The sequence below is a fragment of the Bacillus sp. L381 genome (genome assembly GCF_030284525.1).
Lineage (GTDB): Bacteria > Bacillota > Bacilli > Bacillales > Bacillaceae > Bacillus > Bacillus amyloliquefaciens.
Window position 1 is genome coordinate 472,880 of the sequence record NZ_CP127224.1, and the last position, 24,275, is coordinate 497,154.

23 protein-coding genes, 2 pseudogenes and 1 riboswitch are annotated in these 24,275 nt (G+C 46.8%); of the genes and pseudogenes, 16 read left to right on the forward strand and 9 right to left on the reverse strand.

All coding sequences use genetic code 11. From position 1 onward, the window contains the following. Window positions 1-2 precede the first annotated feature (2 nt). The 3 genes from QRX25_RS02250 (at window position 3) to QRX25_RS02260 (ending at window position 6,232) form a co-directional block, all read left to right on the forward strand. Window positions 3-2,123 (forward strand): cellulose biosynthesis cyclic di-GMP-binding regulatory protein BcsB, encoded by a 2,121-nt coding sequence (locus QRX25_RS02250; protein ID WP_212100347.1) that lies wholly within the window; start codon window positions 3-5, stop codon window positions 2,121-2,123. A gap of 134 nt (window positions 2,124-2,257) precedes the next feature. Next, a riboswitch (cyclic di-AMP (ydaO/yuaA leader) is annotated at window positions 2,258-2,404 on the forward strand. Window positions 2,405-2,560: 156 nt separating this feature from the next. Next, window positions 2,561-4,381, forward strand: coding sequence for a potassium transporter KimA (gene kimA, locus QRX25_RS02255; protein WP_212100350.1), 1,821 nt, complete (start codon window positions 2,561-2,563; stop codon window positions 4,379-4,381). 129 nt (window positions 4,382-4,510) lie between these two features. Then, window positions 4,511-6,232 (forward strand): pyruvate oxidase, encoded by a 1,722-nt coding sequence (locus QRX25_RS02260; protein WP_065980743.1) that lies wholly within the window; start codon window positions 4,511-4,513, stop codon window positions 6,230-6,232. 150 nt (window positions 6,233-6,382) lie between these two features. Here QRX25_RS02260 and QRX25_RS02265 read toward each other — a convergent pair whose 3' ends face one another. After that, window positions 6,383-6,766: a GNAT family N-acetyltransferase gene (locus QRX25_RS02265; protein WP_115998292.1), complete on the reverse strand. Its 384-nt coding sequence runs from the start codon at window positions 6,764-6,766 to the stop codon at window positions 6,383-6,385. A gap of 237 nt (window positions 6,767-7,003) precedes the next feature. On the opposite strand from QRX25_RS02265, the gene QRX25_RS02270 reads away from it, so the two are divergent. Continuing rightward, window positions 7,004-7,432, forward strand: a complete 429-nt coding sequence (locus QRX25_RS02270; RefSeq protein WP_115998186.1) for a hypothetical protein — start codon at window positions 7,004-7,006, stop codon at window positions 7,430-7,432. A gap of 426 nt (window positions 7,433-7,858) precedes the next feature. On the opposite strand, the gene QRX25_RS02275 is transcribed toward QRX25_RS02270, so the two are convergent. From QRX25_RS02275 to QRX25_RS02285, 3 genes are all read right to left on the reverse strand, one after another. Then, on the reverse strand, window positions 7,859-8,071 hold the full coding sequence (locus tag QRX25_RS02275; protein ID WP_115998185.1) for a spore germination protein: 213 nt from the start codon (window positions 8,069-8,071) through the stop codon (window positions 7,859-7,861). Between the two features lie 344 nt (window positions 8,072-8,415). Continuing rightward, window positions 8,416-8,682, reverse strand: coding sequence for a hypothetical protein (locus tag QRX25_RS02280; RefSeq protein WP_013351066.1), 267 nt, complete (start codon window positions 8,680-8,682; stop codon window positions 8,416-8,418). Window positions 8,683-8,786: 104 nt separating this feature from the next. Beyond that, window positions 8,787-10,064 carry an Nramp family divalent metal transporter gene (locus QRX25_RS02285; RefSeq protein WP_088612177.1) on the reverse strand — a complete coding sequence of 426 codons (1,278 nt, stop codon included), beginning with the start codon at window positions 10,062-10,064 and terminating at the stop codon, window positions 8,787-8,789. A gap of 644 nt (window positions 10,065-10,708) precedes the next feature. On the opposite strand from QRX25_RS02285, the gene QRX25_RS02290 reads away from it, so the two are divergent. Next, window positions 10,709-11,062, forward strand: coding sequence for an SH3 domain-containing protein (locus QRX25_RS02290; RefSeq protein WP_065980750.1), 354 nt, complete (start codon window positions 10,709-10,711; stop codon window positions 11,060-11,062). 60 nt (window positions 11,063-11,122) lie between these two features. On the opposite strand, the pseudogene QRX25_RS02295 reads toward QRX25_RS02290, so the two are convergent. After that, window positions 11,123-11,338 (reverse strand): annotated as a pseudogene (locus QRX25_RS02295) (DUF2188 domain-containing protein); the annotation flags it as partial. A gap of 154 nt (window positions 11,339-11,492) precedes the next feature. Here QRX25_RS02295 and QRX25_RS02300 point away from each other — a divergent pair. The 3 genes from QRX25_RS02300 (at window position 11,493) to QRX25_RS02310 (ending at window position 13,337) form a co-directional block, all read left to right on the forward strand. After that, complete coding sequence (locus tag QRX25_RS02300) at window positions 11,493-12,299, forward strand: EcsC family protein (RefSeq protein WP_115998291.1); 807 nt, start codon at window positions 11,493-11,495, stop codon at window positions 12,297-12,299. Window positions 12,300-12,399: 100 nt separating this feature from the next. Continuing rightward, window positions 12,400-12,768 (forward strand): glucose starvation-inducible protein GsiB, encoded by a 369-nt coding sequence (gene gsiB / locus QRX25_RS02305; RefSeq protein WP_014471456.1) that lies wholly within the window; start codon window positions 12,400-12,402, stop codon window positions 12,766-12,768. 215 nt (window positions 12,769-12,983) lie between these two features. After that, window positions 12,984-13,337 carry a YdbC family protein gene (locus QRX25_RS02310; protein ID WP_115998358.1) on the forward strand — a complete coding sequence of 118 codons (354 nt, stop codon included), beginning with the start codon at window positions 12,984-12,986 and terminating at the stop codon, window positions 13,335-13,337. Window positions 13,338-13,362: 25 nt separating this feature from the next. Here the strand turns inward: QRX25_RS02310 and QRX25_RS02315 are convergent, their stop codons facing one another. After that, window positions 13,363-14,184 (reverse strand): manganese catalase, encoded by an 822-nt coding sequence (locus QRX25_RS02315; RefSeq protein ID WP_115998357.1) that lies wholly within the window; start codon window positions 14,182-14,184, stop codon window positions 13,363-13,365. Window positions 14,185-14,267: 83 nt separating this feature from the next. Continuing rightward, entirely contained in the window at window positions 14,268-15,320 is a 1,053-nt protein-coding gene (locus QRX25_RS02320) for a TRAP transporter substrate-binding protein (RefSeq protein ID WP_115998356.1), read from the reverse strand. Between the two features lie 80 nt (window positions 15,321-15,400). On the opposite strand from QRX25_RS02320, the gene dctS reads away from it, so the two are divergent. The 8 genes from dctS to QRX25_RS02360 all read left to right on the forward strand — a co-directional run bounded on the left by dctS (window position 15,401) and on the right by QRX25_RS02360 (window position 23,747). Next, complete coding sequence (gene dctS, locus QRX25_RS02325) at window positions 15,401-17,023, forward strand: two-component system sensor histidine kinase DctS (RefSeq protein ID WP_088612182.1); 1,623 nt, start codon at window positions 15,401-15,403, stop codon at window positions 17,021-17,023. Continuing rightward, a complete protein-coding gene (dctR, locus tag QRX25_RS02330; RefSeq protein ID WP_212100353.1) occupies window positions 16,998-17,669 on the forward strand; it encodes a two-component system response regulator DctR in 672 nt (223 codons plus the stop codon). The genes dctS and dctR overlap by 26 nt, the downstream gene beginning before the upstream one ends. A 108-nt stretch (window positions 17,670-17,777) precedes the next feature. Next, the gene (dctP, locus tag QRX25_RS02335) at window positions 17,778-19,034 is read left to right on the forward strand and encodes a C4-dicarboxylate transporter DctP (protein ID WP_014469777.1); all 1,257 of its coding nucleotides are present in this window, start codon (window positions 17,778-17,780) and stop codon (window positions 19,032-19,034) included. A 185-nt stretch (window positions 19,035-19,219) separates the two neighbouring features. Further along, window positions 19,220-20,269 carry an AI-2E family transporter gene (locus QRX25_RS02340; RefSeq protein WP_115998355.1) on the forward strand — a complete coding sequence of 350 codons (1,050 nt, stop codon included), beginning with the start codon at window positions 19,220-19,222 and terminating at the stop codon, window positions 20,267-20,269. A 101-nt stretch (window positions 20,270-20,370) separates the two neighbouring features. Further along, complete coding sequence (locus QRX25_RS02345) at window positions 20,371-21,297, forward strand: ABC transporter ATP-binding protein (protein ID WP_115998354.1); 927 nt, start codon at window positions 20,371-20,373, stop codon at window positions 21,295-21,297. A 19-nt stretch (window positions 21,298-21,316) separates the two neighbouring features. After that, complete coding sequence (locus QRX25_RS02350) at window positions 21,317-22,057, forward strand: ABC transporter permease (RefSeq protein ID WP_115998360.1); 741 nt, start codon at window positions 21,317-21,319, stop codon at window positions 22,055-22,057. A gap of 94 nt (window positions 22,058-22,151) precedes the next feature. After that, window positions 22,152-22,487 (forward strand): hypothetical protein, encoded by a 336-nt coding sequence (locus QRX25_RS02355; protein ID WP_115998353.1) that lies wholly within the window; start codon window positions 22,152-22,154, stop codon window positions 22,485-22,487. Window positions 22,488-22,601: 114 nt separating this feature from the next. After that, a complete protein-coding gene (locus QRX25_RS02360) occupies window positions 22,602-23,747 on the forward strand; it encodes an acyl-CoA dehydrogenase family protein (protein WP_115998352.1) in 1,146 nt (381 codons plus the stop codon). A gap of 25 nt (window positions 23,748-23,772) precedes the next feature. Here QRX25_RS02360 and fbpB read toward each other — a convergent pair whose 3' ends face one another. Together fbpB and QRX25_RS02370 are read right to left on the reverse strand one after the other, a co-directional pair. Continuing rightward, the gene (gene fbpB, locus QRX25_RS02365) at window positions 23,773-23,919 is read right to left on the reverse strand and encodes a Fur-regulated basic protein FbpB (RefSeq protein ID WP_013351084.1); all 147 of its coding nucleotides are present in this window, start codon (window positions 23,917-23,919) and stop codon (window positions 23,773-23,775) included. Beyond that, window positions 23,906-24,086, reverse strand: a pseudogene (locus QRX25_RS02370) (Fur-regulated basic protein FbpA). The gene fbpB and the pseudogene QRX25_RS02370 overlap by 14 nt, the downstream one beginning before the upstream one ends. Between the last annotated feature and the right edge of the window lie 189 nt (window positions 24,087-24,275).

Below are 24,275 nucleotides of genomic sequence, written 5' to 3' on the forward strand. Positions count from 1 at the left end.
TTTTGAAAAAAGCGATCATATTGATAACAGGCCTTTTGCTATTGATGTATAACGGGCAGACGGCCGCGGCTCAGGAATTGAAAACGGACGGTTCCGCCCTCGGAAAAAGCGCCGGCGCAAAAGAGCAGCAGGCGCTGACGGGCGATCTGATTACACTGTACGGGGCGAAAGACAGCTCAGAACTGACCTATCAAATTCCTGCGGGGGCTTCGGATGCCAATCAGTCGCTTCTGATTGATTACGAGGCGTCAAATTTATTAATTGCCCCGTCTTCTTTAACCATTGCCATTGACAATGAACCCGTCAAATCCATAAAGCTTGACGGCAGCTCCAAGCGGAAAACGGTAAAGCTCAATCTCAGCAAAAGCCAATCCGCCCCAGGCTATCATAATGTATCATTGCAATTTTACGGTGTATTAAAAGAGGGCGTGTGCGTCAGGCAGGATACGTCAGGAAACTGGATAAAGATATATCCGGACAGCCGCCTTATGCTTTCAGAAGCAAGCAAGTCTAAGGGAGCGGATCTCAGCCATTTCCCGTATCCGTTTGCCCAATCAGGCAATACGGGTGAAGAAACCGATATTATCCTTCCTGACAAACCGACCTCGGCTGAAGCGGAAGCCGCAGTCAAAACAGAAGGATTTCTGAAAACGGCGGACAGCAGGCTGAAAGTATCATACGTAAAAGAATCCGATGCAGGCAAAATCAGCAATCCGTCAATTGTCATCGGTGCCGGACATCATTGGAACGGCAAAATCAAACAGCTTATCGAACGGGGAAATATCAAAGCGGAAGGAAACAAACTCCTTCTCGCGGAACGGGTGCTGACCGCCGGGGACAAACGTCAGCCCGTCCTGTTTGTCACGGCACAATCAGACAAAACGCTGGCAGATAAAATCCGCGTCATTACAGACAGCGCTTATTCAGGACAGCTGAGCGGAGACTCACTGATGATCGGCCGTCTTCAGCCCGCTGCGGAAAAGACACGCAATAAACTGACACTAGACGATTTTGGCGCGGGAAATGTAACGGTCGGATCAAACAAAACGGCGTCAGAGCACTTCTTTTACCCTGCGGCGGCCGCTGTTGATAAAGACGGGCAGGTCAAGCTTTCGCTTACATTAAAGACGTCGGAAGCGGTCCGGACGAAGACGGATTCTAAAGATGATGACAATGAGAGAGCAGAGCTTAACGTCATGGTCAACGGACAGCCGAATGCGGTGCATCTTGATGATCTCGGCAATAAGGATAAAGACGGGTTTTATCACGTCACAATCCCGATTGATCCGAAGCTTTTGCGAAGCAGCAGGTATATTGATCTGCAATTTGTCACATCAGGTTTGAAAAATAACAATCCGTGTATCGACCGTGACGAAAACAAATGGGTCTATATTGATAAAAGCAGCACGCTGACTTACCCGGTGAGCGGCGCGGCGCAAAAACCGGATTTCGGGCAATGGCCGCTCCCGTTTGCAGGTGACGTGAAGAAGAAAACAGTGATCGTCATCCCGGATAACGTAAACATGCAGACACTTAAAGAGCTTTCTCTGGTGGCGGATTCATTCGGAAACGGCGCCCGTCAGGCATTTACCGTAAAGACGGCATCAGATATGAAGGAAGCGGACGCCAAAGGCCGGAATGTTGTGTTTATCGGAGGTTTGCCGCAAATTCCGCTTTTGAAGTCAAACGCATCTAAGCTTCTCGTGCCGTCAGACCGAAGCGGCGCTTACGATGTTTCTTCGTTTCAGATGCTGAATGAGACGACGAAACAAGTCGCATTTACACAGGAATCACCTTGGGACTCCGGCTCCGGCATAGCTGTTTTTGCTCCGTTATCAGGAAGCGGCGTGGCTGTCACAAAAGAGCTGATCAGCTTTTTAGACAGCACAACAGAAGCCGCAACCGTCATCAACGAAACGGGCAGCAAGCAGCTGTTTTCGAACCATCAGCAAATCAAATCCGATGACAGCAGTCCATCGGCTGATACGAAAAGCCGGTCCGCCGTACCGAACGTCACGTATATCGCTGTTTTCGCAGCGCTTATTCTCATTGCGGCCGGTCTGATATGGCTGACGGCAAGAAGGAAAAAAAGAAAAACGGACAATGAAAAAAGCGAAGAATAATAAAGGGAAAAGAGGCTGTTAACAGGCCTCTTTTTCTGTATTTTTATTTCCATTTTTGGCGGAGATTTTTTTATTTTTGAAACAGCATAAAAGCCCCTTTACAACCGGACGGGACGGGAGTATGATCTCTTTTATAATCTATATCGCTTAATCTGTATCCAGAGCGGGGGAACCAATTTGCGGCGCATAATGCCGCTTGGGGTGAATCCTTTTTCAGGTAGGGCCAACTCTCATAAGCCCGAATCCGACAGCTAACCTCGTAAGCGTTCATGAGAGGAGATGAATGAAACCTGTGCACGATTATGGCGCAGGGGCATCCGTTTGCCTCTGTGTTTTTTTGCCGTGCTGAAATATGGCATGCAATCAGCATTCGGAGACATCATAGCAGTAAGGGTCTGTAAATCAAACGGAAAATGAAAAAAAGGGGAAGACAACAAATGTACCATTCAATCAAAAGATTTTTGATTGGGAAACCACTGAAATCACAGGCGGCCGGAGAGCAGAAACTGACGAAACTCAAGGCGCTCGCAATGCTTTCTTCAGATGCGCTGTCATCAGTTGCTTACGGAACGGAACAGATTCTGATCATTTTGGCCACGGTAAGCGCGGCCGCTTATTGGTATTCCATTCCGATCGCTTGCGGCGTTCTCATTTTGCTGCTTGCTTTGATTCTGTCCTACAGACAGATTATTTACGCTTATCCGCAAGGCGGAGGAGCTTATATGGTTTCAAAAGAAAACCTTGGTGAGAAGCCGGGCCTGATTGCGGGCGGCTCATTGCTTGTTGATTATATTCTGACGGTGGCGGTAAGCATTTCTGCCGGAACCGACGCCATTACATCGGCATTTCCGGCTCTGCACCCGCATCATCTGTTCATTGCTGTCTTGCTTGTGATTCTGATTATGATTTTAAATTTGAGAGGACTGTCAGAGTCGGCGTCCATACTGGCGTATCCCGTCTATCTGTTTGTGGCGGCGCTTGTCCTTTTGATCGTCGTCGGGCTGTTTAAGCTTATGACGGGTCAGGTTCATCCGGCCGAACACACGCCGATCGGCACACCCGTAGCAGGCATCACGCTGTTTTTGCTGCTGAAGGCCTTTTCTTCGGGCTGTTCGGCGCTGACTGGTGTTGAAGCCATTTCAAACGCGATCCCGGCTTTTAAAAATCCTCCGGCGAAAAACGCGGCCCGCACTCTGGCCATGATGGGGATTCTGCTGGCGATCTTATTTACGGGGATTACGGTGCTGGCGTACGGATACGGCACAGGCCCGAAGCCTAATGAGACCGTCATTTCGCAAATTGCTGCGGAAACTTTCGGCCGCAATACGGTGTATTATTTCATTCAAGGCGTTACATCACTGATTCTCGTGCTTGCGGCGAATACGGGCTTTTCCGCTTTTCCGCAGCTGGCGTTTAATTTAGCGCGCGATCAGTATATGCCGAGAATGTTTACGGTTCGCGGCGACCGATTAGGCTTTTCAAACGGAATTATCTTTCTCGGTATCGCATCCATCCTGCTTATTCTATTATTCGGCGGCCGCACGGAACATCTAATCCCGCTCTATGCCGTCGGCGTGTTCATCCCGTTTACGCTGTCGCAGACGGGAATGTGCATCAAGTGGATCCGGCAGAAGCCGAAGGGCTGGGCGGTTAAAATGCTGATCAATTCTTGCGGCGCCGCCATTTCATTTATGGTGCTGTGCATTTTATTTGCGACAAAGTTCAATCTTGTCTGGCCCGTGCTGTTATTCATGCCTGCTGTCGTCATGCTGTTTTTCGTAATTAAAAATCACTACACCGCAGTCAGCGAACAGCTGCGGGTCGTGGATCAGCAGCCTGAAGAAATTAAGGGAACCGTCGTCATCGTGCCTGTCGCCGGGGTTACCACCGTCGTCCAAAAATCAATTCAGTATGCGAAATCATTATCGGATCAGGTCATTGCGGTTCATGTTTCCTTTGACAGAGAAAACGAAAAGAAGGTGGAAAAGCGCTGGGAAGAGCTTGATAACGGCGTCCGTCTCGTAACCCTGCATTCCTCATACCGAAGTCTGGTTCACCCGTTTGATAAATTTTTGGAAACGGTCGAACAGAAAGCGAGAAAAGAACAGTTCTCCGTAATGGTGCTGTTTCCGCAATTCATTACGAAAAAACGCTGGCAGACCATTCTTCATAACCAATCGGCCTTTTTACTCCGCGTCCGGCTGTTTTGGAAGAAAGACATCATCGTCGCCACCCTGCCGTATCATTTTAAAAAGTAACCTCAAAGACCGCAGGCCTTAGTGCCGCGGTCTTTTTTTTGCCAAACGCTGAGAATAATACAGGCGCACGTCCCCGTGTTTCAACCCGTTGTAAAAAGGGCATGAATACAGGTAAAAGGAGGATGCAGTATGCCAAGTAAAACAGCAGGACATGTAATGACAGAGCTGCTTGAACAATGGGGAGTCGGTCATATATACGGCATTCCCGGAGACAGCATTAATGAATTTATCGAAGAACTGAGACAAGAACGAAACAATCTGACATTCATCCAAACCAGGCACGAGGAAGTCGCAGCCCTGGCCGCCGCGGCTGAGGCAAAACTGACCGGACAGATCGGTGTCTGCCTTTCAATCGCTGGGCCGGGGGCCGTTCATCTGCTGAACGGTTTATACGACGCCAAAGCGGACGGCGTTCCGGTGCTGGCGATTGCGGGACAGGTTGCTTCCGATGAAATCGGCCGTGACAGCTTTCAGGAAATCAAATTAGAGCAAATGTTTGAGGACGTGGCGGTATTCAACCAGCAAGTACATACGGCAGAAGCGCTGCCCGACCTTCTGAATCAGGCGATCCGTACCGCTTACAGCAAAAAAGGCGTTGCCGTCTTAACCGTATCTGATGATTTATTCGCGCAAAAAATCAAACGGGAACCGGTTTACACGTCGCCGATATACCTTAAAGCCGATATAGAGCCGAAAAAAGAGCATCTCGTGACATGCGCGCAATATATTAACAACGCAAAAAAGCCGGTCATTCTCGCAGGACAAGGGTTAAAATCGGCAAAAGAGGAGCTGCTCGCATTCGCCGATAAAGCGGCGGCTCCGATTGTCATTACTCTTCCGGCAAAAGGCGTCGTGCCTGACAGCCACCCGCACTTTCTTGGGAATCTCGGGCAGATCGGCACAAAGCCCGCCTACGAAGCAATGGAGGAATGCGATCTGCTGATCATGCTCGGCACATCGTTTCCGTACAGGGATTATCTCCCGGACGATACGCCCGCCATCCAGCTTGATTCGGATCCGGCGAAAATCGGCAAGCGCTATCCAGTCAATGCGGGAATCGTCAGTGATGCGGCTCTTGGGCTGAAAGAGCTGACGGAATACATTGAATATAAAGATGACAGAAGATTTTTGGACGCCTGCACCGAGCACATGAAGCATTGGTGGAAAGAAATTGAAAAGGATGAAACCGAAGCGACTCATCCGCTCAGGCCGCAGCAGGTCATCGCCCGGCTTCAGGATGCAGCCGCAGAGGATGCCGTCCTGTCAGTGGATGTCGGAACGGTCACGGTGTGGATGGCCCGGCATTTTAAAATGAAGAAGCAGGACTTTATCGTATCAAGCTGGCTCGCCACGATGGGATGCGGGCTTCCGGGAGCCATTGCCGCAAGCCTTGCCGAACCCGGAAGGCAATCCATCGCCATTTGCGGAGACGGCGGATTTTCAATGGTGATGCAGGATCTGCCGACGGCTGTTAAATATAAACTGCCGATTACGGTTGTTATTTTAAACAACGAAAGTTTAGGCATGATCGAATATGAACAGCGAGTCAAAGGCAACATTGACTTCGTCACCCAGCTGCAAAATGTGGATTACGCCGCTTTTGCAGAAAGCTGCGGGGCAAAAGGGATCAAAGTGACGAAACACGAAGAATTGGCTCCCGCTTTCCATGAAGCGCTCAACTCAAATGAGCCGGTCGTCATCGACGCCGTCATCGGCGACGAGCCGCCGCTTCCGGGAAAAATCACTTACGGCCAAGCGAAGGGGTTCAGCAAATACATGCTGAAAAACTTCTTTGAAAACCAAAAAATCGAAATGCCGTCTCTCAAGAAAAGCTTAAAACGGCTGTTCTAAAAGCCGGCGTTTATAAAAAATAAACAGGCAGCATGCCTGTTTATTTTTTTATTTGTTGGGCGGCTTGCATAGAGGCCCTCTTATTTACCCAGTTGAGCCGTAGTAAAAGCCCTGCTTTTTGTTCTGTTTTTTCAATAATGTCATGTCGGATTATATGGTATAGTTCAACCAATCTCCAAGAGAACCGCCCATCTTTTTATAGAACCTTTGTGCACGGTAATTATCAGCTGCAGTTATCCACGACATATGTGCATACCCGTTTTCTTTTGTGAATGATTCGCATCTTTTAAACAGTTCTTGGGCAACCCCTGTACCCCTTGCGTTTTCTGCCACGAATAAATCATTCATTACTGTTATTTTATTTGCTTTCGTTGTGCTAAAACTAAAATATAATGTTGCAAAGCCAATGAGCTTACCATCTTGTTCAGCAACGAATTGAATACCGCTGTTCTTTTCAAATAACATTTCAATCAAATTATGTATATGTTCAATCGGCGGTTTAGGCTGTCTTATGGATCCATTAGTTCTTATCAGTTTTACTGACCTCTTCCATGGTAAGGAAGTGCTCAGCAGTTCGAACCCGCTTGGAAGCTTAGAGGACGGGAACCTCAAGTCTATCACATTGAAATCTGTGGAAATGGCATAGAATCCGCGCCTGGCGAGCGATGGCTCTCTTTTATGAAGAGAGAAGACTTTTCAAAGTTAATAGATATTCAAGGTGTAATAAAAAATAAAGGAATGCAAATGTTAAAGTGAAGGGAGATGATTACTGTGAAAAAAATAATTGTATTGGTTATCTTGTGTTTTTCGTTAAGCTCTATCACAGTTTCTGCTAAACAAGACGACAGCCAGAACCCAAAAGTTTCTCAGGAGCTATTTGGTGTTTTTATGCATGAGCTTTTCTGTAAAAATATATTGGACAGTGCCCGTGAATTTTATAAGGATGACACACTCTCTGTTACCATTAAAGCAGGCGTTGAATTATCCGAAGACAAAGAAGGCAGGTATATAGTGAAGTTCATAATTCTCCCTCATTCAAAGCTTCCGGGTAAAAAAGGCAAGATTTCAGGAACCGATACATTGACTTTCAGAGTAGACCCCTTCCTTTTGGGTTCTGGTAGAAATTCAGCAGTTACATTCCTGCATTTAAAACATAACAACTCCACAAGCAAAATTGATAAAACGGGACACTCTATATAGGGTGTCCTCTTTTGGTAAAAAGGTTCCTGTCTATCACGAATAAACAGCAGATGCGAATGTACGGGCCAGAAACAAAAGCACTGGAAGAATTATTGAAATAAACAAAGCCCTTACCGATTGGGAGGGCTTTGTTTTATTTAATAGAAACGTGATGTGTATACTCCTCGAGTAAATAATACAAGAACGAACATTCCCTTTTTAATTTTAAAAGTAGACAGACAAAAACTTTCAGGATGAACAATATTCTCGCTGATTCCCCCTCTAATTATAGAAGGAATCAGCAATCATGCGTAATCTTACAAAAAGGCAAGAAGATGCTTTGCACGCTATATCGAATTTCTTAAATCAGTATGTGGTGCACCAATACCTCTTTGAACTGAAGACGCCAAATAAGGCGTTTTTTTCATAATATCTTTCACAGCCGCACTAAAACGATTTCACAACTTTCTGATCTGAAAATTGTTGGCCAATCATTTCCGCCTGGCTTACAGAGTTGTTTTGGATGACGATTCCAGTATTTAAGCCTCCGGATCCAAACATTGTTTTTGAAGCTGTGATAGGGGTGATGGTTAACGCGCCGCCGACATTGACAACTCCGTTTCCTGATAAGTTGTTAATTTTAATAGGGGAACCATTCATACTCTTTTGTCTCCTCTCACTTCAAGCTGCTAACTATATGTATGCTGTCATTTTGAATAAGATTAAACAACGCGGCAAAAATTGCCGAATGCTCTGGCAGTTTCTCTTTTGCTAGGGATCATAGGGTATTTCATCTTTTGAAAATTTTCATTGTTATTTATGTTTGTTATAAGGGGCAGAGAACGTTTTTCATTTGGGTGACTATCATGACAGGGGTTACATCTCCGGTTCAATCACAATGAAGAAACTTATCCATCAATCAATACACGCCTCATAAGGACTTCTGTATAAGATAATTTCAAGGAAAAACAAAACAGGCTGCCGAGAAGATCCCGACAGCCTGTTTATTTTTGTTTGCGTGAAAGAGCGAAGAAAAACGGGAAGGCGGAACCGGCCAATAACGTACCGAATAAAAACATTCCCCCGATGAACACATGATAGTTCACTCCGCCGATCCAAAGCCCCGTGATTAAAGAAACGATGCTCAATGCGATCATCACAAAGCCTGGAATCAGACGTTTCTTACCCGTTGTCCGATAAGCAATAAGAGAACAGAAGATGCCGATGACAATCGGCACAATCCACAGATAAAAAAGGATAAATACTGACATAAGCAAAACTCCGATTTTTCTTCTATCATACCAAAAACGCCCGGAAAAAGATACGAACGAGAGCCGGCGCCAAAAGAAAAACCGGCCGAGATGGGCCGGTTTTTCTAACGGAATGAATCGTAAATCACAAACAGATTAAGCGCGATCACCAAAACCGCAATCAGCCAGGCGAGAGCCGTCACCCATTTTCGGTTCGTCAAGACGCCCATCAGGCGTTTGTTGCTTGTAAACATAATCAGCGGCACGAGCGCAAAGGCGATGCCGAATGAAAGAACAACCTGGCTCCATACGAGCGCTTCTGTGGCGTTGATTCCTGAGATAATGATGATCATCGGAGGAATGATGGTAATGAAACGCCGCAAATAAAGCGGGATACGGTAACGGATGAAGCCCTGCATGATAATATCGCCTGACAATGTGCCGACAGAAGAGCTTGAAAGCCCTGCGGCCAGCAGCCCGATCCCGAAGAGAACGGCTGAAGCCGGCCCGATAAAGTGGCCGAATTGCTGATAAGCCACGTCTAAATCCTCCACATACAGTCCGTTCTTGAAGAAAAGAGCGGCCGCGACAATCAGCATGCTTGCGTTAATCGCCCCTGCGATTACCATCGCGATAAGAATGTCAATCGTCTCGAATTTAAAAATCTTTTTCCGCTCATTATCCGTTTTTCCGACGACACGGCGCTGCGTCAGGGCGGAATGTAAGTAAATGGCGTGCGGCATCACGGTTGCACCGAGGATCCCGGTTGCCAGAAGCACACTGTCCATTCCATCGATTTTCGGGATAAACAGCCCTTCGAGAACGGAAGCGGCGTCAGGCTTGGCAAAGAAGGTTTGCAGGGCGAAGGCGATCACCACGACAAACAGAAGTCCGGCAATGCCCGCTTCCAGCGCCCGATAACCCCGGCGCTGCAGCTCTAAAATCGCGAATGATCCGATCGCCGCGATAATTGCCGCTTCAATCATCGGTATGCCGAACAGCAGATTGAGCCCGAGGGCCGCCCCGATAAACTCTGCCAGATCAGTCGCCATAATCACCAGCTCACCCTGTATCCACAACCCGGCGGATACCCATTTCGGATACCGGTCTCTGGCGATTTCCGGAAGGTTTTTACCCGTGGCGATGCCGAGCTTCGCGGAAAGGACTTGAATTAAAAAAGCCATCAAGTTTGAAAAGAGGATGACCCACAACAGCATATACCCGTATTTCGAACCAGCTGAGATATTCGTAGCGAAGTTTCCCGGATCAATGTAGGCAATCGCCGCGATAAATGCGGGACCTAAAAAAGGCAGAAGCCGCTTGAATCCCTTGCTTTTGCCGTCAAGTGCATCCTGAACGGCTTTTGATTGCAGTGATTGTGCTGAGATGTCTTTGCTCATTATGTCTCACCTAAATTCCGATAGATTTTTAGCTAAATAACAAAAAGTTTCCTAGACGCAAATTATTTTATCTACATCATAAATCCGCTATTATGAGTTGTCAAGCTCTTTATGTTCAATAACCAGTACATTTTTTCCCCGTTTTATCTATGATATGTATCCCGCCCGAGAAAGGTCCGAAAAAGCAAAAGACATCGTTTCGGAATAGAAACAACGCTGTTTTCAAGCGATGTTTCCCCATGCGCGGATCCTTTGAGCGTTCTTTAAAAAGGTGAAAGAGTACACTTGCCCATAAAACCTCAGAACCTTCCGAGCGCCGGCACTGAATTGAGAAAAAGCCGGCACATTGCCTCCGTCTGCCGGGTAAATAGAATAATAATGAATCTTTCCTTTGGAAGATAAAACCTTTCTGTACCATTCAAATGACCTCCGGCAAAACCGCTGCTTCTCTGAATAAACGTTTGAATCCACGGTATATCAGTGATCCAGGACCAATAAACCGCTGTTATTTATCAAAACAAAGAAAGAATTTATCATTTGCGCAGAAATGAAGTTGGAGCATTAGACTTATTTCAGTCTTCCTGGCAAAAAAGTATAATAATATCAGGAAAGCTTTCCAGCTATATGATAAAAGAGGGGGAATTTTCTTGGTACGTCGTTTGTCGATCTTTTCTTTAGCCATGATTTTTGCTGTTTCTTTATTCGCTTTTGGCGGCTCTGCCTCAGCCGCAACTTTTACACCTAAAGCTGAACCGGACGTTTCCATTTTAGCAAGCGGGGGAACAGTCGGTATTTACGGTGCTAACATGCGCTCATGCTCAAAGGTCAGCTGTTCAACGATTACAACATTCTCAAGCGGTAAAACAATTACAGGCACTTGGGTAACCGGAGAATATGTACAAGGCCACTACACCAACTCTAATAAATGGCTGAAAGTGACGTATGCAGGAGCGACAGGCTACGTGTCCGTCACCACTCTATCTTATTATTACGGTTTATAATCAGAAAAACCCCCGTTCTTTTCAGAGCGGGGTTTTTCCATGTATAACGGTTTAATTTCCTCGCTTCGTTTCATCATCGTGTTTCATCAGCTGATCGATGTCTTCCTTTGATGCGTTTTCTTTCCACTCTTTCGCCTGACTTGTCGCAATGGGGATGGCCCGTCCTTCTTCATACCCCTCATCCAACATCGCATTCGCAATTTCGATCGCTTTTTTCCTTACAGGTTCCTCAAGATTCTTTAATGATTGCGGATAATCTTTCATAGACCAAGGCATGATGATTCCTCCTTTATAAAAAATGTTCCCCGTCCTGCGAAAAAGAAAACGGTGTGAACCGGCATGATGCCGAGTTCTGCAAAATCAATGTAAACAAAAGCCGGCCGAAAGGTATACTATGTACAAAGACATTCGGAAGGGACGTGCAGGACGGGTGACAGAAGAACGGACAGACCTGGAAAGACAATTGAAAGACATTCAAAAATGGGAAAAGGCGCAGCAGAGGGTGATGTTCTGGAAAACGCTCACCCGCCTGCCGTTTCAGATTTTGGACAAGCTGACACCTCAATTTATTCAGAGGAAAATCGGACGCATTCTCGATGAAACGGGAACGTTTATTCAGTCAGGCGGACAGTATCTCACATCAGAAAAGCGCATCATCAAAAAGTTTCAGAAACGGCTGCCGCACGGCACATGTCAAACGCTTCCCGATATCCGGAATGCGCCGCTTGCCGTCATGGATGAAATCGCAGAAGCCATGGCGCGCACAAGCGTAAAGACCGCCACGGTGCAGGGAGCCGCAACGGGAGTCGGCGGTGTATTTACGCTTGCGGCAGATATTCCGGCGATGCTCGGTCTGTCCTTAAAGACGCTGCAGGACATCGCGATTGCCTACGGCTTTGATCCGAAAGACAAAAAAGAACGCGTGTTTATCATCAAATTGCTCCAGCTGGCATCCAGTGACGTCATCGGAAAAAAAGCAATCCTGCGGGATTTACAGCAATATGATCAAAACGACCAAACCTATCAGCGCATTGCCTCGCAAATCCAAGGCTGGCGGGAAGTCGTTTACAGCTACCGCGACACGTTCGCCGCGAAAAAACTGCTGCAAATGGTTCCGGCCGCAGGCATCGTCTTCGGCGCATCCGCCAACCGTTCAGCTTTAGAAAGCATCGCGGAAACAGGCATCATGCTTTATAAAAAGCGCCGGATTCTAAAACGCCTGAAAGATACAGAATGATAAAAAACCACCCGAAAACACATTCAATGTGTTTTCTTTGTTTATGAGTTCTGAAATCGGGAAACCAACAACCAACACCAATTAAAGGAGGAATTCAAAAATGGCACAAGAAAACAAAATGAGCAGAGAAGAAGCAGGTAAAAAAGGCGGACAAGCTACAAGCAATAACCATGACAAAGAATTCTATCAGGAAATTGGTCAAAAAGGCGGAGAAGCCACAAGCAAAAATCACGACAAAGAATTCTATCAGGAAATCGGTGAAAAAGGCGGAGAAGCCACAAGCAAAAATCACGACAAAGAATTCTATCAGGAAATCGGTGAAAAAGGCGGAGAAGCCACAAGCAAAAACCACGACAAAGAATTCTATCAGGAAATTGGTGAAAAAGGCGGAGAAGCCACAAGCAAAAATCATGACAAAGAATTTTATAAGGAAATCGGCCAAAAAGGCGGAAACAGACGCAGCAGCTAATGAAAGCATAAAGGCAGACATCACAGCGTCGAAAAGAGATCCGGATTACATCCGGATCTTTTTTTGTGTTTTTTCGCTGTTCTGAGTTACAATAAAAGGAAAAAGGGGAATGGTATGCTGGATATTCAAACTCACGGGGCACAGGGCCTGTACGCTGATTTTACGCAGCCAGTTATGAATGAAGGTTGTGCGTCCTTTTCAGAAGGTATGGCCGCATGTTGATTAAAAAGGTAATTTGCAGAGTAGCGGATTCACAAGCCGAGGCATTTTCAAAAGCCCAGTCCGTCTGGAGACAGCTGTCTCAAATAGAAGGTTTTATTAAGCAGACCGGCGGCTGGCAGACGGATGAAAACGGCGGTCTCACAGCCGTGATTATCGGGGTCTGGGAAAACCGCCGCAGCTACGATATGTTTATGGAACAACACCACGACTCTATATTTGCATCAGCAGAGCAAAAGGATACTTATCAATCTATTACCGTTACGCTCTGTGAGGAAGACGAAGCAGGCGATATAATCCAGCACCCTGATTACCGGCCGGAGCCGGATTGGACAGTTGTGCGCACATAAAAAAAGCCCTTTTAGAGGGCTTTTTTTATTTTCGTCCGGGAAGCGTGTTGTGGACATAAGGCGGGACAGGATCCAGCTTAGCTATTTCGCCGTGCGCTTTCGGTTCTTTTTCGTATTCGAACGGTTCGCCGTCCGGCGCTTTTTCCTGCAGCCAATTCTGTTCAGCGCTTTCTCCGCCGTCTGAGAAATGAATAAGCTTATGGGAGAATGACTGTTTTTCCAGCGCCTTCGGGAATGTGGAAGGAACGATCGGACCTTCCTGTGCTTCTAATTCTTTAATGGCCGCAAGCCATTGGTTTTGGTGCATCGTATCACGCGCCAGCAGGAAGCTGAGCATATCTTTCACACCTTTATCATCGGTCATTTCATACAGGCGTGCGACTTGAAGCCTTCCCTGTGATTCGGCGTTCAGATTGGCGCGGAAGTCTGCCAAAAGGTTTCCGCTTGCGACGATATAGCCTGCGCTCCACGGAACGCCCGTGCTGCTCTCCGGCATTGCGCCGAGCCCTGAGACAATGGCATGGTGCGGATTCATGCCGCCTAAAATGGACCCGATGACCGGATCATCAGCCGCTTTTTCCTGCTCTGCCAGCGGGGCATCTTCTAACAGTCTCGCAATCATCGTCGCGATCATTTCAACATGGCCGAGTTCTTCCGTTGCGGTATCCATCAGGAGATCTTTATATTTTTCATTGCCGCGTGTATTCCAGCCTTGGAACAAATATTGCATGGCGACGGATATTTCCCCGTATTGTCCGCCTAAGATTTCCTGCATCTTTTTTGCGAACAGCGGGTCAGGACGGTCCGGTTTAGCCGGATGCTGCAATCTTTTCGTATGTGTAAACATGTCTCCATCTCCTTTTTTTATTTGTCCCTATTTACTTCCCCGTCAGGACAAGGGATGAAACGGAGATGAGAGTATTGGTATTGCTAAGGATCGCGCCGCAAGGATAACAGATCTTCCACAAGTCCGCGGCCGATCACCTGCTCATATTGCCCGTAAACTGGGTCGAGACGTTTCATCCACTTTTTCCTTTCCGCTTTCGTCAGCACGTGAATGTTGATGGATGAATTCTTCTTGATTTCTTCGAGCTGGTCTTTATTCATTTTCTCAGCGGAGGCTTCGTTCCATTCCGTCGTTTCTTTCATCGCTTCCGTTAAGATGGTTCTCGTTTTTTCAGTCTGTGAATTCCAGAAATGCTCGTCGGTCATCACGGCATAACCGAGGTATCCGTGATTGCTGATTGTCAAATAATCTTGAACATTATAAAATTTTTTAGAATAGATATTTGAAATCGTATTTTCCTCTCCGTCTACGAGATTGCTTTCCAAGAGCTGAAACGTGGAATTAAAGGAATCCTGCCGCGGCTGCGCGCCAAGCAGGCGGTACTGATCCTCTATCACACTGCTCGGCATGATTCTGAGAGCCTGTCCCTTTAAGTCGTCCGGTGTGAAGATCGGCCCTTTATTTGACGTGAGCTGCTTAAACCCGTTTGTCCAGTATGCCAGTCCTTTCAAATGATGCTTTTCTAAAGATGCAAACAGGCGGGTGCCGATTTTTCCGTTTAAGCCTTCCTGCACGGCCTTATAGCTTGTAAACGCGAATGGCAGGTCCAAAACACCCCATTCGGGAGAGAGTGATCCGAGCTTTGAGGTGGAGGGAGCGATGAATTGCACGTCCCCATTTTGGAGGGCGTTTATTTCTTCATTATCTGAATAGAGGCTCCCGTTTGGAAACACCTCTACTTTAATGGTGCCGCCGGACTTTTGATAGACCAGGTCGGCAAACTTATTCGCAGCCCGCCCTTTAGGCGTGTTTTCAGCAACGACATGGCTGAATTTGAAAACAATTTGATCTTTCAGGCCTTCCTGTTCGTCATCATAATACGGATCTTCCGTTGAGAAACGATCATGAAAGCCGATGAATAAAGCGGTTCCAATACCGAGTACCATCAGGCTGAGACAAGTCAGCAAGCTTTTCATCGAAAACCCCCTCCGCCATTTTCTATAACAAGCATAATCGGGCGGGCCGGTTTCGTAAAGAGACGGAAAGGAAGAGGCCAATGACGAAAAAAAAGCTCACCATCCGCTGGAAAATCACCATACTTTCTTATATCGTCGTGCTTTTTACCTTTTTGATCGTAGGCATCGTGCTGATCGGCAATATTCAGCACACAGAAGAGCGCGAGCTGAAAAAACGGCTGATGAATACCGCGCGGACGGTATCTGAGATGACGGATGTCAAACGCGCTCTTGAGCAGAAAAAACAGAGAGAAGACGTGCGCCATGCGGTCGAAGAAATAAGGATCATCAATGAAGCGGACTACATCGTCGTCATGGATATGGATCATATCCGCTATTCACATCCCGTCAGCACAATGATCGGAAAGCGTTCAAGGGGCGAGGACGAAGCAGCGGCGTTCGCCGAGCACATTTATTTTTCTGAAGCAAAGGGAGAGATCGGCACCGCCGTCCGCGCTTTTTATCCCGTAAAAGACCGGGATCTGAATCAGATCGGTGTCGTCCTTGCCGGTAAAACGCTGCCGGGCTTTGGTGAAATTCTTCTTCAGCTGAAGCATGAAATTCTGTTTATCGTTCTGTTGGCGCTCGGCTTCGGACTGGCCGGCTCTTTTTTGCTGGCCCGCCACATCAAAAAACAGATGTTTTGGCTGGAGCCCCATGAGATCGTGAGAATGTATGAGGAACGGACCGCTACGTTTCATTCAATGAATGAGGGTGTCATCGCGATTGATAATCAGCATCACATCACCATTTTTAATGAAAAAGCGAAGCAGATATTCAATGTCAGTCAAGATACCGATGGCAGATTGATCTGGGACGTATTAAAAGATTCCAGGCTCCCTGAAATCGTCGAGCGGAACCAAGCTGTATATAATGAAGAAATTCAAGTCAGCGGAAAGGTGATCATGAGCAGCAGAATTCCGATTGTCATGAAAAAGAAGGTCATCGGAGCCGTCGCCATTTTCCAGGACAGGACGGAAGCGGCGAAAATGGCTGAAGAACTGACAGGCGTAAAAAACTTTGTCGATGCGCTCAGAGTCCAAAACCACGAGCATATGAACAAGCTCCACACCATCGCGGGACTGATTCAGCTCGGAAAATCAGAAAAAGCGCTCCAGCTCGCTTTCAAGGCATCATCAGAACAAGAAAGCGTCACTGAATTTCTTCATCAGGCCATTCAGAATGACGCTGCGGCGGGGCTTTTGTTAAGCAAGATCAAAAGAGGAAAAGAGCTCGGCATTTCTGTGGAAATTGATGAAAACAGCAGCTTCTCGGAATTTCCGGAGCATGTCGATCAGCATGACATCGTCGTCCTGCTCGGCAATTTAATAGAAAATGCATTCGGCGCATTTGAAACAGCGGACACGGAGGACAAACACATTGACATCAGTATCGAGCAAAATGATGAAGTGCTTGCTATATTAATAGAAGACAACGGAAGCGGGATTTCCGATCAGCACATCCCGCGCCTTTATGAAAAAGGGTTTACCGTCAATAAAACGGGGGGCACGGGATACGGATTGTACCTCGTCAAACAAATCGTCGACAAAGGGATGGGCGTCATTGAAGTCGACTCACAGCAGGGACAGGGAACGGCATTTTCAATTTTATTTCCGATGAAGGGGGAGGAATCATTAAATGGACATCAAGGTGCTGCTTATTGAAGATGATCCGATGGTGCAGGAGGTGAATAAAGAATTTATCACCGGTGTTTCGGGATTCAGCGTCATCGCCACGGCCGCTAACGGAGACGAGGGAATCAGGCTCATAAAAGAACTGCACCCCGACCTCGTGATATTAGACGTGTACATGCCGAAAAAAGACGGCATTAAAACGCTCCAGGAAATCAGAAAACAAAAGCTCGAAGTGGACGTCATCATCGTCTCGGCTGCAAAAGACAAAGAGACGATCCAGCTTATGCTGCAAAACGGTGCGGCCGATTACATTTTGAAGCCGTTCAAGCTGGAGCGGATGAGACAGGCGCTCGAAAACTTTAAACAATATAAACGCAAAATTGAAGAGCATGACACCATGTCGCAAGATCAGCTTGACGCGCTGCTTAAAATTCCGCAAAATCAGCCCCGGGATCTTCCGAAGGGGTTAAATCATTTTACGATGAATGAAATTTTGACCTATATGAAACAGCAGACGGAGCCGCTTTCAGCTGAAGAAGCCGCCAAAGCGCTCGGAATCGCCAGGGTGACGGCGCGGCGTTATCTCGATTTCCTTGAAAAGGGCGGCCAGATAAAGCTGGACATTCAATACGGGGGAGTGGGCCGGCCGGTTAACCGCTACAAATTTGTCCGTTAGCCAAGACCAAAAAGACCAAAATGTCCGTTATGATCATAAGCTTCCCCTCTCTTCATGAAAACGCTATCATTTGTACATAGACGCAGCGAGAGGCAAGGGGGAGTAGGGATGAAAATTTTCAAAAATCTCACGGTGCAAGTCATCACGGCGGTCATCATCGGCGTCATCGTCGGGCTCGTATGGCCTGAGGCCGGGAAACAAATGAAACCGCTCGGCGATACATTTATCAATGCGGTAAAAATGATTATCGCCCCGATCATATTCCTGACGATCGTGCTTGGCATCGCCAAGATGGGAGACATGAAAAAAGTCGGCAAAGTCGGGGGAAAAGCATTTATTTATTTTGAGGTCGTAACCACTATCGCCCTTATTATCGGACTTCTGGTCGTCAATATCATGAAGCCGGGTGAGGGGCTTGATTACAGCAAGCTTGAAAAAGGAGATGTCTCTCAGTACACGCAAAACGGGGGACAGGGAATTGACTGGATTGAATTTATCACTCACATCGTTCCGTCAAACATGGTTGACGCTTTTGCAAAAGGCGATATTCTTCAGGTCTTATTCTTTTCTGTTTTATTTGGGGTCGGCCTGGCGGCGCTGGGTGAAAGAGGCAAAAGCATTATTGATTTCTTCGATAAACTGTCACACGTCTTTTTCAAAATCATCGGCTACATCATGCGTGCGGCGCCGATCGGCGCATTCGGGGCCATGGCCTATACAATCGGCCACTTCGGACTGGATTCCATCAAGCCGCTGGCGAGTCTGATGCTGTCTGTATACATTACGATGTTCCTGTTTGTATTTGTCGCTTTGAATATCATTTGCCGAATATTCGGTTTCAGCTTGTGGAACTATCTCCGGTTTATAAAAGATGAACTGCTCATCGTTCTCGGCACAAGCTCTTCTGAGTCGGTTCTGCCGCGGATGATGGATAAAATGGAGCGCTACGGCTGTTCCAAATCGGTTGTCGGCCTTGTCATTCCGACGGGATATTCCTTTAATCTGGACGGCACCTCAATTTATCTATCCATGGCGACGGTTTTTCTGGCGCAGGTGTTCGGCGTTGACCTTACGATCGGTCAGCAGATTACGATCATTCTCGTGTTGATGCTGACATCAAAAGGCGCGGCGGGCGTAACCGGAAGCGGATTTATCGTGCTCGCCTCCACCTTGTCAGCGCTTCAGGTTATCCCGCTGGAAGGGCTTGCGCTGCTCCTCGGTGTTGACCGCTTTATGAGTGAAGGAAGGGCGATCGTCAATCTGATCGGAAACGGAATCGCCACCATTATCGTAGCCAAGAGCGAAAATGAATTTGACGAAGTGAAAAGCACACAGGCCGTAAAAGAAATGAAAACGGCGGTTTAAAAGGGGAGGAACGGCATGCATCGGGCATGCCGTTCTTTTTTTCGGCCGCTATGAGTAAAAAAGATAAATTTGTTTAAATTTATTAAGAGGTGGACAAAGACCTTAGCGTCATTTTGTTATATAATTTACAATTAGAGAGTGAAAGATGAAATCTAAGGGCTTTTTGTCCTAGCAGGAGTGTATAAATGGCGGCTATTTTTAAATTTTTTCAGCATCCGGGTGTCAGACGTTTTTCCGTTTTTCTTGTTTTGACTGGGGTGTTAGTTGTATTCCGAAGTATGATTAATTTGATTTTGCTTACGTTTATTTTTACTTTTCTGATGGATCGGCTGGAGACTGTCATCAGGCACGTGTTGAACCATTTTTTCCGGATCAGCCAGAGGGTGGTCATTACCGTTTTATATATTGCGCTGGCTGTCGGAGCGACTGTGGGCGGCTTTGTCTTTTACCCGATTGTTGCCAAGCAGATTGAACAGCTGATTAAGCAGATTAAGCACATCGCGTATCATCCCGATGTCATCCCGTTTTATGAAGAAATATCGAGCGTGTTCGGCGATATTAATATCGGTTCCTATGTAAAAGAAGGATTTAATGTACTGTATACATACTTGGCCGATATCAGCACTTTCGGTTTGCAGGTCGTGATGTCACTGATTCTCAGCATGTTTTTCCTGTTCGAGAAAAAGCGGCTCACGGAGTTTATGAAAAAATTTCAGCACAGCAAGCTGTCTGTTTTTTACTACGAACTTGCTTATTTCGGCAGCAAGTTTGCGAGAACGTTCGGCAAAGTGCTTGAAGCTCAATTTATCATCGCGCTGGTGAACTGTATCCTCACCTTGATCGCATTGGCGATTCTGCATTTTCCGCAGCTGTTCGGCCTGTCAATCATGGTCTTTTTCCTCGGGCTCATTCCCGTTGCGGGTGTGGTGATTTCGCTCATTCCGCTCAGTATCATCGCGTATACGACCGGCGGCGCTGCGTATGTCATCTACATCGTACTGGTCATTTTCGTCATTCATGCGATTGAGACTTACTTCCTTAATCCGAAACTGATGTCAGCGAAAACGGAACTTCCGATCTTTTTTACCTTTACAGTTTTGATTTTCTCGGAACATTTCTTCGGCATTTGGGGCTTGATTATCGGGATTCCGATTTTTGTGTTCCTGCTGGATATTCTGGATGTCGTCAATAACGAAGAGATGGATAAATCCGGACCGGAGCCGGATAAGACGTAACATCAGCTCCGCTCTTCACGAATATATGACAAATGTTATAATGCAGACAGTGCCTTATGTACGGGCACTGTTTATTTTTTTTGAAAAAGGAGGAAGGCTGTATGACTGAGCCGATTTTACATATCGAAGGCCTTGACAAAACAATAGGCAAAAAGCACATTTTAAAAAACATCAGCTTGGATGTCAGGCAGGGCGAGATCATCGGTTTGCTCGGTCCGAATGGATCGGGGAAAACCACACTTATCAGAATCATCGTCGGCCTTTTAAAGAAAAACAGCGGTACGATTACAATTAACGGTTTTCAGCACGATGCTGATTTCGAAAAAGCGCTTGAATCTGTCGGAGCGATCGTGGAAAACCCTGAATTCTACCCATATCTGACGGGGTGGGAAAATCTGAAGCACTTTGCCAACATGCACAAGAACATCAAGGAGGACAGGCTTCAGGAAGTAATCGAGCGGGTCGGCCTTGCAAATGCCGTTCACGACAAAGTTAAAACGTATTCCCTCGGTATGCGTCAGCGCCTCGGCATCGCACAAGCCATTCTTCACCGTCCGAAGCTGCTCATTTTGGATGAACCGACAAACGGACTTGATCCCGGCGGAATGAAGGATTTCCGCGATCATTTAAAAGAGCTCGCGGAGCTTGAAGGGACGAGCATCCTCTTTGCGACGCATTTATTGCGTGAAGTGGAGGATCTTTGCGACCGTGTCATCATCATTCAAAAAGGTGAAATCAAAACAGAGGTCGTCCTGCGCGGCGCTGCGGAAAAAGAGGAAAAAGCCGTCATCGACATCCAGCCGGCTGACAAAGCATTCGAATGGCTGTCCGAACAGCAATTTGCTCCGGAGAAAAACGGCGGGGGCATTACCGTCACCGTGTCGAAGAAGGACATCCCGGCATTAAACCGGGCGCTCGTCGGACAAGACTTTCTCGTGTATTCCATCATGCCGTATGCTGAATCGCTTGAGGATGAATTCATGAAAGTGACGACGGCGCTTCAAGAGGAGGGGGAGACGAATGTTTAAATTGACAGCAAATGAGCATATGAAGCTCTTTAATCGAAAAGTCTCATTAGTGGCGCTTATTCTGATGGCCGTTCTCCAGTTTATTATGGCGCTTGTCATTAAACGGCTTGTCATCAGCTCCGGGACGGATGAGAATTTCATCGGCTACATGGCGTACGCACCCGGGCTGAATATTCTGCTTGAGGCATTAACGATCGTGATCGCGGCAACGATCATTTCCGCTGAATTTGATAAGAAAACGATCAAGTTTTTGTTAATCCGCCCGGTAAAGCGGGAGCGCATTTTTATATCTAAACTCATTACCGTACTTTTGGTCAGCCTGTATCTGTATGCGGCGTACTATATTCTGTCACTGATTTTCGGCATCGCTTTCTTCGGTATGTCGGTGACATCTGAATCAGGGACGCTCCTCGTGAACACGCTGAAAGTAATCGGCACGAACTGGGTCGAGGCATTTGCGATGGCATGCTTCGGATTGCTGTGCTCTTCCTTATTCCGAAACAGCGCCACGGCCGTCATCTTATCATTTATCGTGCTGTACGGCGCAAAATCACTCGTGACGATTATGTCTCTCTTCCAAAACAAATGGGGAAGCTTCCTGCTGTTCGCGAATACTGACCTGACGCAATACATGAGCGGGGCGAAACCGCTGTTTGCGGGAATGACGCCGTTATTTTCCGTGGGCATTATCATTATCCATATCGTCTTCTTCTTAGCCGTCGCTTGGTGGAGTTTTTGCAAACGCGATGTTCGGGTGTGAAGTAAAGGAATGACATTTTTGTGAAAAAGATCACGATAAATCAATAATTTATGCTATTTTGATTTATAATAAAGGTAATGACGGAGGTGCTCACTTGAGAAATTTTATTACCGCATTACCGATTGTGTTATTGCTTGGTTTTTCCTTTGTGTCATTCATGTTCCAATTCGAACATCTTGTTTATTTCAGACTTGCGCTGGGATTGTTTTCTACAGCGGGTCTGTTTCTCTTATATAAAATGAAGACGGGATTCCGTTATTTCATCATCTACCTGTATGCAAGCTGGATCGTGCTTGCGGCAGTCACCGCTTTTGAAGAGCCGATTTTCTCAAGCTTTTTCTTTGGCGGGCTTGTGATGACGATGGGTTATCTCACATATATGCTGATCTATCTCGGGCTCAAGCAGGACCGCGGCCCGGAAGCAGTCTGAACACGCTATTCTACGGAATAGCGTGTTTTTTTGTACAGCCTCACAGTTGCGGAACGAGACTTGAATCTCTATAATACTTATTAACTTTATCGGAATTATAATGGGGGGATTCCAGTGTCTTTATGGATACAGAATGAACGGCAGAGAGAATGGGTGGAAAAAATCGGCCTTCTCGCAGATGAATTTCAAAAAACAGCCGCGCTTGAAGATGAAGAGGGCCGTTTTCCCGCAGAGAAAATTCAAAGATTGCGGGACGCGGGATATACGGCGCTAACGGTACCTGAGGCTTTCGGCGGAGCAGGCATCTCGGTTTACGATATGGTGCTGTTTCAGGAGCGGCTGGCGAGGGGCGACGCCGCCGTAGCTCTCGGAATCGGCTGGCATTTATCCGTCATGGGAGAGCTCGGAGAAGAAAACAGCTGGAATGAAGATGTCTTTTCATTTATCGCAGAAGAAGTAAAAAAGGGAGCCGTCTTGAACAGGGCAGCGACGGAAAAGCAGACCGGCAGCCCGACGAGAGGGGGAAGACCCGGCACTTCCGCGGTCAAAAAAGACGGTCAATGGGTGCTGAACGGCCGAAAAACCTTTACAACCCTTTCACTGACTTTGGATTATATGCTGGTGACGGCATGGATTGAAGAAAAGCAAACGACCGGCGTTTTTCTCATCCATAAAGACCAGGCTGGCGTTTCGGTCGAAGAAACATGGGATATGATCGCCATGAAGGCGACCGGAAGCCATGATCTTCTTTTAGATCATGTCACGGTCAGTGACGAGCGGCTTGTGGAGCTTTTCAGCGGGCCGAGAGGGGCAAAAGTGAACGGCTGGCTGCTCCACATTCCCGCTGCTTATTTGGGCATCGCTCAAGCGGCAAGGGACTATGCCGTCCGGTTTGCATCCGAATATTCGCCGAACAGCCTGAACGGTCCGATTAAAGACGTGCCGGCCGTTCAGCAGCGAGTGGGGGAGATGGAGCTGGAATTGTTAAAAGCGAGACAGTTTCTCTTCACGGCGGCGCAAATGTATGATGACCCAAAACGCCGTCCGTTTATAAAAAGCGAGCTCGGCGCGGCAAAACACATTGTGACAAATGCCGCCCTTTCTATTGTTGATAAAGCGATGAGAATCACCGGTGCGAAAAGCCTGGAACGAAACAATCCGCTTCAGCGGTATTACCGGGATGCCCGGGCGGGACTTCACAACCCGCCGATGGACGATGCGGTCATCGGTAAATTAGCGGCGGAAGCATTTGAACAATAAAAAAAGAGCCTGAAAAAGGCTCTTTTTATGTATGGCTGTTGTGCTGAAGCCGTTTTTGATGCTTACGGTCAATTCTGTCATAGATCACATTCATCAGCTTTTGATTATTCATGATGGCGGCCTTGTTTTCTTTTATCAGCTGTTCGTAAGTTTTTATTTTACGTTTCGGCATGAGTCCGCACCTTCCTTACATATTTGATATTCGCTTTCTAACTCTCCAAGCGATAATTCGTATAAATGCCGTTCCGACTTTTTGTATATACCGTTATTGATCAGCAAGTGGATCAGATGTTTTTTTCGTCCTTCAACGGATGATCTGAGTTGAGGAGAAGATCTCATGATTACCCTCCCATTAAATGATATTGATAATCATTATCATTCAATGAAAGTATACAATGTGAATATTCATATGTAAAGGAAAAATACAGCCAATTTTTCGACAAAAAGTTTCCCGGGGAATAATGCTGTCGAATTTATGCATTTCCGGCAGATCAAAACTGCTATTTTTCTGCTTTTCCATCCATACTA

Coding starts and splice junctions, on each gene's coding strand:
- QRX25_RS02275 (WP_115998185.1), bottom strand. CDS start 8,071: ATGAATGGTTCCCCTATTAAAATTAACAACTTATCAGGAAACGGAGTT.
- QRX25_RS02340 (WP_115998355.1), top strand. CDS start 19,220: ATGGCGGCTATTTTTAAATTTTTTCAGCATCCGGGTGTCAGACGTTTT.
- dctS (WP_088612182.1), top strand. CDS start 15,401: ATGACGAAAAAAAAGCTCACCATCCGCTGGAAAATCACCATACTTTCT.
- QRX25_RS02320 (WP_115998356.1), bottom strand. CDS start 15,320: ATGAAAAGCTTGCTGACTTGTCTCAGCCTGATGGTACTCGGTATTGGA.
- gsiB (WP_014471456.1), top strand. CDS start 12,400: ATGGCACAAGAAAACAAAATGAGCAGAGAAGAAGCAGGTAAAAAAGGC.
- QRX25_RS02310 (WP_115998358.1), top strand. CDS start 12,984: ATGTTGATTAAAAAGGTAATTTGCAGAGTAGCGGATTCACAAGCCGAG.
- dctR (WP_212100353.1), top strand. CDS start 16,998: ATGGACATCAAGGTGCTGCTTATTGAAGATGATCCGATGGTGCAGGAG.
- QRX25_RS02260 (WP_065980743.1), top strand. CDS start 4,511: ATGCCAAGTAAAACAGCAGGACATGTAATGACAGAGCTGCTTGAACAA.
- QRX25_RS02280 (WP_013351066.1), bottom strand. CDS start 8,682: ATGTCAGTATTTATCCTTTTTTATCTGTGGATTGTGCCGATTGTCATC.
- fbpB (WP_013351084.1), bottom strand. CDS start 23,919: ATGCCGAAACGTAAAATAAAAACTTACGAACAGCTGATAAAAGAAAAC.
- QRX25_RS02350 (WP_115998360.1), top strand. CDS start 21,317: ATGAAGCTCTTTAATCGAAAAGTCTCATTAGTGGCGCTTATTCTGATG.
- kimA (WP_212100350.1), top strand. CDS start 2,561: ATGTACCATTCAATCAAAAGATTTTTGATTGGGAAACCACTGAAATCA.
- QRX25_RS02315 (WP_115998357.1), bottom strand. CDS start 14,184: ATGTTTACACATACGAAAAGATTGCAGCATCCGGCTAAACCGGACCGT.
- QRX25_RS02345 (WP_115998354.1), top strand. CDS start 20,371: ATGACTGAGCCGATTTTACATATCGAAGGCCTTGACAAAACAATAGGC.
- dctP (WP_014469777.1), top strand. CDS start 17,778: ATGAAAATTTTCAAAAATCTCACGGTGCAAGTCATCACGGCGGTCATC.